Raw genomic sequence first — 13,778 nt, 5'->3', positions numbered from 1 at the left:
ACATGCTATGTTTGATTTGTTAATTCGATTTTTAAGGGTGAATTAACCATGATCTTGGATATATTTGTAATTTTAAGGACAAAATCATCCGAAAGACTAAAGCGCTTCAACTAGCATGCGAAATTAGAAATCAGGTACAATTGGCGGAATTAATTTTGTGTTTGGTGTATTTGAAGGCCAATACATACATTCTTTGTTAAAAATAGGCCTGCCAGGAGTTATCCCCGCATGAGTGCCATTACTCCATACGATTGGGCGATTATTGCCTTCGTGATCGGCGTTACATTTCTTTGCGTTTTTATGCTGACCGTTCCTTTACTCCTTGGGGGTAAAGCTTGGGGACGTGCCAAGCAAGAACAGTTTGAGTCAGGTGTAGTAAGTGCGGGCGGTGCTCGTATTCGCTTGTCAGCCAAGTTCTATCTCGTTGCGATTTTCTTTGTCGTTTTTGATTTAGAAGCCCTTTACCTCTATGCATGGGCAACCTCTGTCCGTGAAGTCGGTTGGGTTGGCTTTATCACTGCCGCAGTGTTTATTTTAGTATTACTTATTGGTTTGATTTACGAGCTTTCTACAGGTGGACTTAACTGGGCACCTTCAGATCGTCGTAAAGCGGCTGGTGTGAAAACTAAGATTGGTTCGCCAAATATGAATATCGCTGACATTACTCGATTCAATAACATTGAAGAATTGGTGATCGATCCTACTGGTCAAATTCCAGCGCAGTCTTCTGGTCGTGTTAAGTCTAAAACACCGACTACCTCATCATCTGAACAGGAGTAAGTCGGGATGAAATATACTTTAACCCGTGCGAATCCGGATGCCGATCAATATCCATTACAAGATCGTCAAATCGTAACTGATCCACTTGAGGAAGAAGTCAATAAAAGTGTGATGATGACTCGTCTAGAAGATGCTGTGCATACAGCAGTCAACTGGGGTCGTAAAAACTCTTTGTGGCCATTTAACTTTGGTACTTCTTGCTGCTACGTCGAATATGCAACCACATTAACTGGCGTACATGATTTATCTCGGTTCGGTGCAGAAGTTATTCGAGCTTCACCACGTCAGGCTGATTTGATGATTGTTGCAGGAACATGCTTTGTCAAAATGGCACCTGTAATTCAACGCTTGTATGAACAAATGCTTGAGCCTAAATGGGTCATTTCAATGGGTGCTTGTGCTAACTCTGGTGGCATGTACGACATCTATTCTGTGGTTCAAGGTGTAGACAAAATTATTCCTGTTGATGTGTACGTCCCAGGTTGTCCTCCGCGCCCAGAGGCATTGATCCAAGCTTTAATGTTATTACAAGACCAAATTCAACTTGAGCGCCGCCCACTTTCAGCCGTAATTGGTGATGATCTTCAGCCTGTGTATAAGCCAAAGATGATGCCAGAACGCGATCGTAAAAATGCGGAACGTATTGCGGTGAAAAACTTGCGCTCTATGGATGAAATTAAATAATTTTTGAAGATGAGTTTTTGACATATCTGATGGGTATGGTCATCTAAAAAATTGCCAGAATTTGTATTGAATAGGAAGCCAAACCAATGGCTGAAACTGACATTGCTATGCCAGAGTCAACACCAGTTGATTCACGCCCAGCATTTGCAATCGTAGAAGAGCTCAAAAATAAATTTGGTGAGAACTTCTACGTGCAGGCGACTTTTGAAGAGTTTCCAACAGTCTGGGTTGAGCGCGCACGCGTGCAAGAAGTCCTTATGTTCTTACGTAAAGTAGAACGTCCTTATGTCATGCTATTTGACTTATCTGCGATGGATGAGCGTTTACGTGTTCATCGCGATGGTTTACCTGCATCTGACTTCACTGTGTTTTATCATTTACTTTCACTTGAGCGTAATAGTGATATTCGTGTCAAAGTGGCTTTGAATGAAAATGATTTAAACCTGCCAACGGCAACCAATATTTGGCCAAATGCAAACTGGTACGAGCGTGAAGCTTACGATATGTTTGGGATCAATTTCGAAGGGCATCCAATGCTCCGTCGTATTTTGTTACCAACCTATTGGGAAGGTCATCCGTTACGTAAAGAATATTCTGCCCGTGCGACAGAATATACGCCGTATATGCAAGACCAAGCCAAGCAAGACTTCGAACAAGAACATTTACGTTTTGTACCAGAAGACTGGGGTCTAACACGCGGCAACGCTGATGAAGACTTCATGTTCCTCAACTTAGGTCCTAACCATCCATCTGCGCACGGTGCATTCCGTGTGGTTTTACAGTTGGATGGTGAAGAAGTGAAAGACTGTGTGCCTGATATTGGTTATCACCACCGTGGTGTGGAAAAGATGGCTGAACGTCAGACGTGGCATTCATTTATCCCTTATACCGACCGCGTGGACTACTTGGGTGGTTGTGCACAGAACATGCCGTATGTGATGGCTGTAGAGCAAATGGCAGGAATCAAAGTTCCTGACCGTGCGCAAGTGATTCGGGTCATGTTGAACGAATTGTTCCGTATCAATAACCACTTATTATTCTGTGGTACGGCGATTCAGGATGCGGGTGGTATGACACCAGTATTCTATATGTTCGCAGATCGTCAAAAAGTCTATGACATCGTTGAGGCGATTACAGGCTACCGTATGCACCCAGCATGGTTCCGTATTGGCGGCGTGGCACATGATCTTCCAAACAACTGGCAAAAACTGGTTAAAGAGTTGTTGGAGTGGATGCCGAAACGTTTGAACGAGTACTACACTGCCGCACTTAAAAACTCAGTATTTATTGGTCGTACGCGTAATGTAGCGCAATACGATGCGAAATCTGCGTTGGCTTGGGGTGTGACAGGTACAGGTTTACGTGCAACGGGCATTGATTTTGATGTCCGTAAATATCGTCCATACAGTGGTTATGAAAACTTTGATTTTGATATTCCACTTGAATATGAAGGCGATGCGTACGCGCGTGTTCTGGTTCACTTCCGTGAAATTACTGAGTCACTGAAAATTATTCAACAGTGCTTAGATAATATGCCTTCTGGCCCATATAAAGCGGATCATCCACTGGCTGTTCCACCACCAAAAGACAAGACCTTACAAGATATTGAAACTTTGATTACGCACTTCTTGAGCGTGTCATGGGGTCCTGTAATGCCAGCAGGTGAAGCATCGTTTATGACTGAAGTGGTGAAAGGTGCAAGTACCTATTACCTCACGTCTGATAAGTCGACGATGAGTTACCGTACTCGTATCCGTACGCCAACATTCACTCACTTACAGCAAATGCCTTCAGTGATTAATGGTAGCTTGGTCTCTGATTTGATCATCTATTTGGCGACCATTGACGTGGTTATGGCTGACGTGGATCGCTAGGGGTAAACGATAATGATGATTTTGACTGATAAAAAACCTCGTGTGAATGTTGAAGGGATTTTGACTGCTGAAGAAATCCATGACATTGAACATCACATTGATCACTATCCGTACCCACGTGCTGCATCACTGGATGCGCTCAAGTGTGTACAACGCCGTAATGGTTGGGTAGATGACGCTCAAATGAATGCGATTGCGCAATTGTTGAGTATGAGTGTGGCTGATTTGGAAGGTGTAGCAACGTTCTATAACCGCATTTATCGCCAGCCTGTAGGCCGTCACGTGATTTTATTGTGTGACTCTATTGCTTGCTTCTTGATGGGTGCAGAAACTTTGGCAGAGGCGTTCCAGCGCGAGTTGGGAATCCAGTATGGACAAACCACAGCAGATGGTCGTTTTACCTTGCTGCCAATTTGTTGTTTAGGCAACTGTGACAAAGGTCCAACTTTAATGATTGATGAAGATACCCACGGTTTAGTGGATGTGTCATCGGTCAAACAGTTATTGGAGAAGTATGTATGAATACTGAACCAAAACCAATCTATGGCGACGGTAACCCAGAAACACATCCATTGACTTGGCGTTTGAGTAAGCAAGAGCATGTTCGTGCTGCTGATGATTATGAAGCGCTTGAAGGTTATGCAGGCTTTAAAAAAGCACTCAGTATGCCACCAAAAGATGTATTGGAAGTGGTCAAAGCTGCAACCGTAAAAGGTCGTGGTGGTGCAGGTTTCCCAGCAGGAATTAAATGGTCATTAATGGCACCAAATGATGGTGGTCCACGTTATTTGATCTGTAATGCTGATGAAATGGAACCGGGTACTTTTAAAGACCGTTTGTTGATGGAACAACTTCCGCATCAATTGATCGAAGGCATGTTGATTGCGGGTTATACCCTTGAAGCAACTCATGGTTATATCTTCATTCGTGGTGAATACATCGAAGCAGCGCAATATCTCAATGAAGCATTAGAGCAAATCCGTGCCAAAGGTTACTTGGGTGAAAATATCCTAGGAACGGGCTGGAACTTCGAGATGCACGTGCATACAGGCGCAGGGCGTTATATCTGTGGTGAAGAAACTGCATTGATTAACTCGCTCGAAGGTCGCCGTGCTAACCCACGTACTAAACCACCATTTCCACAAGTAGCAGGTGCATGGGGTCGTCCAACGATTGTAAATAACGTTGAGACCTACAATAACTTGCCAGCGATTATGCTGCGTGGTCCTGAATGGTATATCAATCTTTCTGCGCATAAATCCAAAGACCCAGGCACCAAGATTTATGGTGCGTCAGGTAAAGTGAAATTCCCAGGACTTTGGGAACTTCCATTTGGTACCACTGCGCGTGAAGTGATTGAAGACCATGCGGGGGGTATGCGTGATGGTTTAACCTTGAAAGCATGGTTACCGGGTGGTGCATCGACAGATTTCTTAGCTGCTGAACACATTGACCTACCAATGGATGCAGAAAGCATTATGAAGGCGGGTTCTCGTTTAGGAACGTGTTTGCTGATGGTGGTAGATGAAACCCAATGTATGGTTTCAGCGACTCGTAATTTAGAAGAATTCTTTGCGCGTGAATCTTGTGGTTTTTGTACACCGTGTCGTGATGGCCTACCTTGGGCTGTTAAGGCATTGAAAGCACTTGAAGATGGTAAAGGGAAGATGGAAGACATTCAACATCTATCTGAACTGACTAAAAAGTTGTGGATCGGTAAGACTTTCTGTGCCCATGCACCGGGTGCGATGGAACCACTGATGGGCGCATTAAAATATTTCCGCCATGAGTTTGAAGCGAAGGTTAAAACCCATGCTCCAGCTCTTGACGTAGAACAAGTTTAAGGAATTCGACTATGGCTACAATTCATGTCGATGGAAAATCGTACGAAGTCAATGGTTCTGAGAACTTGCTACAAGCATGTTTATCTCTCGGGCTTGATATTCCGTATTTTTGTTGGCACCCATCCTTAGGTTCAGTTGGTTCTTGTCGTCAATGTGCGGTGACTCAGTATGCAAATCCTGAGGACACACGTGGACGTTTAGTGATGTCATGTATGACACCTGCGACCGACAACACCTATATTTCAATCGAAGACAAAGAAGCAACTGAGTTTCGTGCATCGATCGTTGAATTCTTAATGACTAACCACCCACACGACTGTCCAGTCTGTGAAGAAGGTGGGCACTGTCATTTACAAGATATGACGGTGATGACGCAGCACGATCGTCGTCGCTATCGCTTTACCAAGCGTACCCATCATAACCAAGAGTTGGGTTCGTTTATTGCGCATGAGATGAACCGTTGTATCGCATGCTATCGTTGTGTGCGTTATTACAAAGACTATGCTGGTGGTACAGACTTCGGTGTGTTTGCCAATGCATCACGTGTGTATTTTGGTCGTCCAGAATCAGGAACCTTAGAATCTGAATTCTCTGGTAACTTGACGGAAGTCTGCCCAACAGGTGTATTTACCGATAAGACCCATTCTGCACGTTATAACCGTAAATGGGACATGCAGTACGCACCAAGTGTCTGTTTTGGCTGTTCTTCAGGCTGTAACATTTCACCGGGTGAGCGTTATGGCGAAATCCGTCGTGTCGAAAACCGCTTCAATGGTGAAGTGAACCAATACTTCCTGTGTGATAAAGGGCGTTTCGGTACTGGCTATGTCAACCGTGAAGATCGTCCTCGTCAACCACAGTTCCGCAATGGTGACACTGCTGCAACTGTGACTGTAGATCAAGCACTTGATCAAGTGATTGGCCAACTTCAAGGCAAGAAAGTGTTAGGAATTGGTTCACCACGCGCAAGCTTGGAATCAAACTACGCGCTTCGTGAATTGGTTGGACAAGACAACTATTCAACAGGAATGTCGCAAAAAGAGCAAAATCTGGTTGAATTGGCTGCGTCAATCATGCAAACACAAGGTATTCATAACCCGAACATGCGTGAAATTGAAAGCTATGATGCAGTGTTGATCTTGGGTGAAGACTTAACCCAAACTGCGCCACGTATGGCTTTGTCTGTTCGCCAAGCTGCGAAAAATAAAGCCAAAGAAATGGCGGCTAAAACACGCACACCAGATTGGTTAGCAGAACCTGTACAACGTATTGGTCAAGATGCAAAATCTCCAATCTATATCCTTGCTGCAACACAAACGCGTTTAGCGGATGTGGCAACGGGTGAAGTGGTTGCATCACCAAATGATATCGCGCGTTTAGGTTTTGCGGTTGCGGCTGCGGTTAAAGGTGAAGTACTTACAGGTCTCGCAGATGATGCAAAAGCATTTGCGCAAACCATTGCTGACACATTGAAAGCAGCGACCAAGCCATTGATTATCTCTGGTACGAGTCTGCAAGATACTGCAATCATGGAAGCAGCAGCACAAGTTGCTCAAAACTTGGGTGGAAATGCAGGTTTATCTTTGACGGTTCCTGAAGTGAACTCAATGGGCTTGGCATTGTTTGGTGGTTTAAGTTTAGAACAAGCCTTTGCACAAGATTTCGATGCAGTTGTGATTGTTGAAAATGATTTAACGCGTCGTTTACCTGTTGCACAAGTCAAAGCTGGGTTAGATAAAGCTGAAACAGTGATCGTACTCGACCACAGCGAAACTGAAACCTTGAAATTGGCGGATATCGTCCTTTCAGCAGCAAGTTTTGCTGAGGGTGATGGTACGGTGGTGAGCCAAGAAGGTCGTGCACAACGTTTCTATCAAGTCTATGACCCAAGCTACTACAAACCTGATTATGCGATTAAAGAATCATGGCGCTGGTTACATGCCATTGAAACGGGCATGAAAGGTAAAGTAGTTGACTGGACGCTACTTGATGATGTGATTGATGACATCGTGAAGAATGTTCCAGCACTCGAAGCGATTCAAGATGTTGCACCAGATGCTGGCTATCGTGTTCATGGTTTGAAAATTGCGCGTGAACCACGTCGTTATTCGGGTCGTACTGCGATGCGAGCTGGAATCTCTGTACATGAGCCAAAACAACCGACTGATCTAGATTCTGCATTGACCTATTCGATGGAAGGTTATGTTGGCACACAGAATGCGTCATCGTTAGTTCCATTTGCATGGGCTGCAGGGTGGAACTCACCACAAGCTTGGAACAAATACCAAGATGAAGTGGGTGGACACTTAAAAGGTGGTGATTCAGGTGTTCGATTATTCGATCGTTTAGCCAAGCGTCCAGCACGTAGTTATGTTGCACCGACAGCAGTTGTGGTGAATCCTGAAAGTTTCCGTCTTGTACCAATGCACCATATTTTTGGTTCTGGTGAGTTCACGATTAAAACGCCTGCGATGGAATCTCGTATTCCTGAAGCGATGTTTGCAGTGGCTGAACAAGATGCGACACGTTTGAATGTTCAAGATGGTCAACGTATTACGGTTAAGGCGGGTGAAACCAGCATTAGCTTACCAGTACAAGTGATTGAATATTTACCAACGGGTTATATTGGTTATCCAATTGGTTTAGCACCAACAGTTTCATTGGCTGAGCCTGTGTCTGTGGCAGTAGGAGTGTAATTCATGAATCAAGAATTTATACGTCAAACGCCACTTTGGGCTGATCAATGGCCAATCGCTTATTCAGTGATTCAAGCGATTGTCATTTTGCTGGTTGTGGTGCTGGTCGCGGCATTGATGTCGTTTATTGAACGTCGTCTTTTGGCGCTCTGGCAAGACCGCTATGGTCCAAACCGTGTTGGTCCAGGTGGTATGTTCCAGATCGTTGCCGACATGCTCAAGATCATGTTTAAAGAAGACTGGACACCAAAGTTTGCAGATAAGTTAACCTTCCGTTTAGCACCAGCAGTTGCGATGGCAACTGCGGTACTTTCATTCATGGTTATTCCTGTGAGTCCGGTGTTGGGCGTAGCAGATATGAGTATCGGTCTATTGTTCTTTATGGCAATGGCAGGTATTGCAGTTTATGCCGTGTTGTTTGGCGGTTGGGCATCGAACAACAAATACTCATTATTAGGCGGTTTACGTTCTGCGGCTCAAACCATTTCTTATGAAGTGTTCTTGGGTATCTCGTTGATGGGTGTGGTTGCGATTGCAGGCTCATTTAACCTTCGTGAAATCGTTGAAGCACAACGTGATATGTGGTTCATCATTCCACAATTCTTAGGTTTCTTGATCTTTGTGGTTGCAGGCGTTGCGGTAACGCATCGTCATCCATTTGACCAACCTGAAGCTGAGCAAGAATTGGCAGAGGGTTACCATGTTGAATATGGTGGGATGAAGTGGGGGATGTTCTTCGTTGCTGAATATGTCAACGTGGTGCTGATCTCTGCTTTGATCGTGACTTTATTCTTCGGCGGATGGCTTGCACCATTTAACTTAGAAATTCCATTTGTTCCACCCGTATTTTGGTTCATTATCAAAACAGCATTCTTTGTAATGATGTTTGTCTTGGCTCGTGGCTCGTTAATGCGTCCGCGTTATGACCAAGTAATGAATTTTGGTTGGAAAGTTTGTTTGCCATTGGCGTTGGTCAACTTGTTAGTGACTGGTGCTGTGATTCTGATGAATCAGGCCTAGGACAGCAGGGAGTACAAAATGTATAAAATTCTAGCTGGATTCGGATCGATTGTACGTTCGTTATGGATGGTGTTTAGCCACGTAACGCGTAAACGTGACACGATTTTATATCCAGAAGTACCAGCAGAACAAATTGTGCCTCCACGCTTTCGTGGTCGTATTGTATTGACGCGTGATCCAGATGGTGAAGAGCGTTGTGTGGCATGTAACCTCTGTGCGGTTGCATGTCCTGTGGGCTGTATTTCATTACAGAAAGCGGAAAAAGAAGATGGACGTTGGTATCCAGAGTTTTTCCGTATTAACTTCTCTCGCTGCATCTTCTGCGGTATGTGTGAAGAAGCTTGCCCAACAACTGCGATTCAAATGACCCCAGATTTCGAATTGGGTGAATATGTACGTCAAGATTTGGTTTACGAGAAAGAAAACTTATTGATTTCTGGGCCGGGTAAATACCCTGACTATAACTTCTACCGTGTTGCTGGTATGGCGATTGATGGTAAAGGCAAAGGTCAAGCACAAAAAGAAAGTGCACCAATCGATGTACGGAGCTTATTACCATGATGTGGCCATTTTATTTGATGGCACTTGTGGCCATTGTTTCGACTATTCGTGTTGTGACCAATACGAATCCTGTACATGCACTTTTAAGTTTGATCGTGTCACTTCTTGCGGTTGCAGGTATTTTCCTGATCGTCGGCGCGCCATTCGCTGCTGCGCTTGAGATCATCGTTTATGCGGGCGCGATCATGGTCTTGTTCGTGTTTGTGGTCATGATGTTAAATCTTGGTCAAGACACCGTTGAACAAGAGAGTAAGTGGTTAAGCTCTGATGCTTGGGCATTTCCTGCATTGATGAGTTTTCTCATGGGCTTGCTTTTAGTCTGGATGCTGGGTAGTGACTATACGACTTCGGGTGCAGTGATGGGGCGTGAAGTGGTGGGTCCGAAAGCAGTAGGACAAGCATTATTTACGCATTATCTATTATTGGTAGAAGTTGCCGCGATGTTATTGCTTGCAGCCTTAGTTGCAGCATTCCATCTAGGCAAACGTGAACCAGGTGCAGAAGAGGATAAAGAATAATGGGACACATCCCTTTAGAACATGGTTTGATTGTCGCAACCATCCTTTTTGCACTGGGTTTTTACGGTGTAATGGTGCGACGCAACCTATTATTTATGTTAATGAGCCTTGAAGTGATGATGAATGCTGCTGCATTGGCATTCGTTCTCGCGGGCAGTGTTTGGGCGCAACCAGATGGACAGGTCATGTTCATCTTGATTTTGACCCTTGCAGCGGCAGAGGCGTGTATCGGTCTTGCGATCGTCCTTCAGTTCTATCATCGCTTCCATCATTTGGATGTGGATGCTGCTAGTGAGATGCGCGGATGAGTACATTATATTTAACCGTTTTATTTCCGCTCATTGGTTTTATCCTTTTAGCGGCAGGACGTAACAAACTTTCTGAAAATGTAGCCGCAATTATTGGTGTGGGGTCAGTTGGTTTATCTGCTCTATTTGCTTTAATTGCAGGTTTGGCGTTTAGCAATAGTGGCGAAACTGTCTTTATTCAACACTTGTGGACATGGTTCAGTGTTGCTGGTTTTGAGCCGGGAATTAGCCTACAACTTGATGGCCTTTCATTACTGATGATGGGAATGGTGACAGGGGTTGGTTTCCTGATCCATATTTTTGCATCTTGGTATATGCGTGGTGAAGAAGACTATGCGCGCTTCTTTTCTTACTTCAACCTATTCGTTGCCAGCATGTTGTTGTTGGTACTGGGCGATAACTTAGCGTTATTGTTCTTAGGTTGGGAAGGCGTAGGTCTGTGCTCGTACTTGCTGATTGGTTTCTATTATTCAAACCCTGCCAATGGTTGGGCGGCGATCAAAGCATTTACCGTAACGCGTGTGGGTGATGTATTTTTACTGATCGCATTGTTCTTGCTCTATCAACAGTTTGGTACTTTGAATACACAGTACATTGTTGAAAATGCAGCAGCGGTGATGACGCAAAGCTCTTCATTGTCGATCTGGACAGCATTGATGTTGTTCTTGGGTGCAGCAGGTAAGTCAGCGCAAATTCCGCTCCAAACATGGTTAGCGGATGCGATGGCTGGTCCTACACCAGTTTCTGCATTGATCCACGCAGCGACCATGGTTACAGCGGGTGTGTATTTATGCTGCCGTATGTTCTCTGTGATGGAAATGGCACCAGAAGTGATGCAATTCATTTCGATTACAGGTGCGGTGACATTGCTGGTGGCTGGTTTCGCAGCATTGGTTCAAACTGACATCAAACGTATCTTGGCTTACTCAACCATGAGTCAGCTCGGTTATATGTTTATGGCGGTGGGTGCTGAAGCATACCAAGCAGGTTTGTTCCACATGTTGACGCATGCATTCTTTAAAGCGTTATTGTTCTTGTCTTCTGGTGCGGTTATTTTGGCCTACCATCATGAGCAAAACATTTTCAAGATGGGCGGCTTGTTCAAGCACAACAAATTCTTATTTGCATGTTTTGCGATTGGTGGCGGTGCGTTAGCGGCAATTCCATTCATCACCGTCGGCTTCTTCTCTAAAGATGCGATTTTATGGCAAGTTTGGGCACATGGTCACACTACAGGTATTGAGACCTATGGTTCATTATTCTGGGTGGGTGTTGCTGGTGCATTCTTAACCTCTATTTATACGTTCCGTTTGATTTGGATTGTATTCTTTGGTGAAGAAAAGACCCCATATCACGAAATCAAAGGTGCGACTTACTGGGCGCCGCTTGCAATTTTGGCTGTACTTTCAACTGGCGTTGGTGCTTTGTTGCAAGGTCCGGTACAAGGTCTGTTAAATACCGCGGGTATCCCTGCATTTGTAATGACGGATGCGCTAGCACATTTACAGCATGCGGTTGAATTAAAAGCGGTTGGTATTGCGCTTGCTGGTTTAGTGGTTGGTATTGTGCTGTTTGTCTTTGCCTATGGTGCGGTCAAATCTTTTGCTCAAACATCGTTGGGTTCAGGTTTAGCACACATCTGCCGTACTGCATTTGGTTTCGATGCTTTATATAACATTGTATTTGTAAAACCTTATTTATTGATTGCGAAAATTTTAGGTCGCGATCCAGTAGATGGTTTGTGGCTGGTACTTCCTGCGATCGTGCAAGGTGGTAATAGCTTTACAAGTTCGCGTCAAACAGGTTCATTACGTGAATACGCATCAAGCATGTCACTTGGTATCGTGGTGCTATTGATGGTCTTGATCGTTATTGAGGTTGTGGGGAAATAAAATGGAAAACAATTTAATTTTACCCGCACTGATTTTAGTTCCTTTCATTGCTGGTTTTATTTGTTGGTTGGTAGATAAATTCGACCAACATTTACCGCGCTGGATTGCCTTGATTGGTATGCTGATTACCTTAGGTTTAGGTATCGCGTTATGGCAAAGTGGCACATTCGTTTATGAAATCGGCTCAAAAGTTCCAGTTTGGGCAGCGGAGTTTCATCTTCCTTGGATTCAGACTTTAGGTATTAGTATTCACTTAGCGGTGGATGGCTTATCTCTATTGATGGTGCTACTGACTGCATTACTGGGTGTACTTGCAGTTGGCTGTTCATGGGGCGAGATTCAGAAAAACGTCGGTTTCTTCCACTTAAACTTACTTTGGAGTTTGGGTGGGGTTATTGGTGTCTTCCTTGCGATTGACATGTTCTTGTTCTTCTTCTTCTGGGAGATGATGCTTGTACCAATCTATTTCTTGATTGCGTTATGGGGTCATAAAGGCTCGAATGGTCGTTCACGTGTTTATGCTGCAACCAAGTTCTTCTTATATACTCAAATCGCTGGTTTGATTATGTTGATCGGTATCCTAGGCCTCGTGGTTTATGGATATATGATGACGGGCATGATTGGTTTCGATTACAACTACTTACTCGCTGTAGCGAACCATTTACCACCTGAAGTTGCCTATGCATTCATGCTATGTTTCTTCATTGGTTTTGCGGTGAAATTGCCTGTATTCCCATTACACGGTTGGTTGCCTGATGCGCATGCGCAAGCACCAACAGCGGGTTCTGTGGACTTAGCGGGTATTTTGATTAAAACTGCAGCCTACGGTTTGCTTCGTTTTGTGATTCCATTCTTCCCAGCGGCATCAGCACAATTTGCTGATATCGCAATCATTTTGGGTCTGATTGGTATTTTCTACGGTGCATTCTTAGCGTACCAGCAAACAGATATGAAACGCTTACTTGCGTATACGTCTATTTCACACATGGGTTTCATTTTACTTGCAATCTATGCAGGTAATATTCTGACCTTCCAAGGCTTAATGATTATGATGCTGGCACATGGTTTGTCATCAGCGGCATTGTTTATTATGTCTGGTCAAGTCTATGAGCGTTTACACACTCGTGATTTGCGCTTAATGGGCGGTCTTCGTGGTCAATTGCAATACTTGCCTTTCTTCTTGATGTTCTTCGTGGCAGCGCTTGTCGGCGTACCGGGCTTAGGTAACTTTATTGGTGAATTCCTGATCTTAATGGGTTCATTTAAAGCCTACCCAACGTTCACGATCATGGCAGCAGTGAGTTTGGTATTTGCAGGTCTTTATGGTTTGATCTTGATTCATAAAGCCTTGTTTGGTGAACCGAACCCTGAACAAAAGCAACATTATACAAGTCCACTCAAAGATCTATCGGCACGTGAAGTCAGCATTTTGATGATTTGCGTGATCGGTTTAGTTTGGTTAGGTATTTACCCACAAACGTTCTTGGATGTATCTCATTCGAGTATGCAATGGATCGTAAATAGTTATATGCCAGTACAAGAAGTTGTCGAAACTGTTCAGCAGGCAGCAACTCAACTTGAACATGTGGAGATGCAATAAA

General features: G+C 44.3%; 12 protein-coding genes. All 12 read left to right on the top strand.

Features of this window, described 5'->3' with window-relative positions; all coding sequences use genetic code 11:
* The first annotated feature begins 228 nt into the window (after window positions 1-228).
* The 12 genes from F903_RS15005 (at window position 229) to nuoM (ending at window position 13,777) form a co-directional block, all read left to right on the top strand.
* Window positions 229-780 carry an NADH-quinone oxidoreductase subunit A gene (locus tag F903_RS15005; RefSeq protein WP_004669856.1) on the top strand — a complete coding sequence of 184 codons (552 nt, stop codon included), beginning with the start codon at window positions 229-231 and terminating at the stop codon, window positions 778-780.
* A gap of 6 nt (window positions 781-786) precedes the next feature.
* Entirely contained in the window at window positions 787-1,464 is a 678-nt protein-coding gene (locus F903_RS15000; protein WP_004669857.1) for a NuoB/complex I 20 kDa subunit family protein, read from the top strand.
* 86 nt (window positions 1,465-1,550) lie between these two features.
* Window positions 1,551-3,338: an NADH-quinone oxidoreductase subunit C/D gene (nuoC, locus tag F903_RS14995; RefSeq protein ID WP_005198308.1), complete on the top strand. Its 1,788-nt coding sequence runs from the start codon at window positions 1,551-1,553 to the stop codon at window positions 3,336-3,338.
* Window positions 3,339-3,350: 12 nt separating this feature from the next.
* A complete protein-coding gene (gene nuoE / locus F903_RS14990) occupies window positions 3,351-3,860 on the top strand; it encodes an NADH-quinone oxidoreductase subunit NuoE (protein ID WP_004669859.1) in 510 nt (169 codons plus the stop codon).
* Window positions 3,857-5,182 carry an NADH-quinone oxidoreductase subunit NuoF gene (nuoF, locus tag F903_RS14985; protein WP_005198307.1) on the top strand — a complete coding sequence of 442 codons (1,326 nt, stop codon included), beginning with the start codon at window positions 3,857-3,859 and terminating at the stop codon, window positions 5,180-5,182. Before nuoE ends, nuoF begins: the two co-directional genes overlap by 4 nt.
* An 11-nt stretch (window positions 5,183-5,193) precedes the next feature.
* Window positions 5,194-7,878 (top strand): NADH-quinone oxidoreductase subunit NuoG, encoded by a 2,685-nt coding sequence (gene nuoG, locus F903_RS14980; RefSeq protein ID WP_005198305.1) that lies wholly within the window; start codon window positions 5,194-5,196, stop codon window positions 7,876-7,878.
* A 3-nt stretch (window positions 7,879-7,881) separates the two neighbouring features.
* The gene (gene nuoH, locus F903_RS14975; protein WP_005198304.1) at window positions 7,882-8,898 is read left to right on the top strand and encodes an NADH-quinone oxidoreductase subunit NuoH; all 1,017 of its coding nucleotides are present in this window, start codon (window positions 7,882-7,884) and stop codon (window positions 8,896-8,898) included.
* An 18-nt stretch (window positions 8,899-8,916) separates the two neighbouring features.
* Entirely contained in the window at window positions 8,917-9,459 is a 543-nt protein-coding gene (gene nuoI, locus F903_RS14970; RefSeq protein ID WP_004669863.1) for an NADH-quinone oxidoreductase subunit NuoI, read from the top strand.
* Window positions 9,459-9,977: an NADH-quinone oxidoreductase subunit J gene (gene nuoJ, locus F903_RS14965; RefSeq protein WP_171065302.1), complete on the top strand. Its 519-nt coding sequence runs from the start codon at window positions 9,459-9,461 to the stop codon at window positions 9,975-9,977. The genes nuoI and nuoJ overlap by 1 nt, the downstream gene beginning before the upstream one ends.
* Window positions 9,977-10,285, top strand: coding sequence for an NADH-quinone oxidoreductase subunit NuoK (nuoK, locus tag F903_RS14960; RefSeq protein ID WP_004638057.1), 309 nt, complete (start codon window positions 9,977-9,979; stop codon window positions 10,283-10,285). Before nuoJ ends, nuoK begins: the two co-directional genes overlap by 1 nt.
* The gene (gene nuoL / locus F903_RS14955) at window positions 10,282-12,177 is read left to right on the top strand and encodes an NADH-quinone oxidoreductase subunit L (RefSeq protein WP_005198300.1); all 1,896 of its coding nucleotides are present in this window, start codon (window positions 10,282-10,284) and stop codon (window positions 12,175-12,177) included. Before nuoK ends, nuoL begins: the two co-directional genes overlap by 4 nt.
* 1 nt (window position 12,178) lies before the next feature.
* Window positions 12,179-13,777 carry an NADH-quinone oxidoreductase subunit M gene (gene nuoM, locus F903_RS14950; protein ID WP_004669866.1) on the top strand — a complete coding sequence of 533 codons (1,599 nt, stop codon included), beginning with the start codon at window positions 12,179-12,181 and terminating at the stop codon, window positions 13,775-13,777.
* Window position 13,778: the final 1 nt, after the last annotated feature.

Origin of the sequence: Acinetobacter sp. NIPH 298 (genome assembly GCF_000369505.1) — a bacterium.
Classification (GTDB): Bacteria; Pseudomonadota; Gammaproteobacteria; order Pseudomonadales; family Moraxellaceae; genus Acinetobacter.
This window is presented reverse-complemented; position numbering and strand designations above follow the sequence as displayed.

What these genes read in the sequence shown, in the direction of transcription:
- nuoF (WP_005198307.1), top strand. Translation starts at nt 3,857, where the DNA reads ATGAATACTGAACCAAAACCAATCTATGGCGACGGTAACCCAGAAACA.
- nuoE (WP_004669859.1), top strand. Translation starts at nt 3,351, where the DNA reads ATGATGATTTTGACTGATAAAAAACCTCGTGTGAATGTTGAAGGGATT.
- F903_RS15000 (WP_004669857.1), top strand. Translation starts at nt 787, where the DNA reads ATGAAATATACTTTAACCCGTGCGAATCCGGATGCCGATCAATATCCA.
- nuoG (WP_005198305.1), top strand. Translation starts at nt 5,194, where the DNA reads ATGGCTACAATTCATGTCGATGGAAAATCGTACGAAGTCAATGGTTCT.
- nuoH (WP_005198304.1), top strand. Translation starts at nt 7,882, where the DNA reads ATGAATCAAGAATTTATACGTCAAACGCCACTTTGGGCTGATCAATGG.
- nuoJ (WP_171065302.1), top strand. Translation starts at nt 9,459, where the DNA reads ATGTGGCCATTTTATTTGATGGCACTTGTGGCCATTGTTTCGACTATT.
- nuoM (WP_004669866.1), top strand. Translation starts at nt 12,179, where the DNA reads ATGGAAAACAATTTAATTTTACCCGCACTGATTTTAGTTCCTTTCATT.
- nuoL (WP_005198300.1), top strand. Translation starts at nt 10,282, where the DNA reads ATGAGTACATTATATTTAACCGTTTTATTTCCGCTCATTGGTTTTATC.
- nuoK (WP_004638057.1), top strand. Translation starts at nt 9,977, where the DNA reads ATGGGACACATCCCTTTAGAACATGGTTTGATTGTCGCAACCATCCTT.
- nuoC (WP_005198308.1), top strand. Translation starts at nt 1,551, where the DNA reads ATGGCTGAAACTGACATTGCTATGCCAGAGTCAACACCAGTTGATTCA.
- nuoI (WP_004669863.1), top strand. Translation starts at nt 8,917, where the DNA reads ATGTATAAAATTCTAGCTGGATTCGGATCGATTGTACGTTCGTTATGG.
- F903_RS15005 (WP_004669856.1), top strand. Translation starts at nt 229, where the DNA reads ATGAGTGCCATTACTCCATACGATTGGGCGATTATTGCCTTCGTGATC.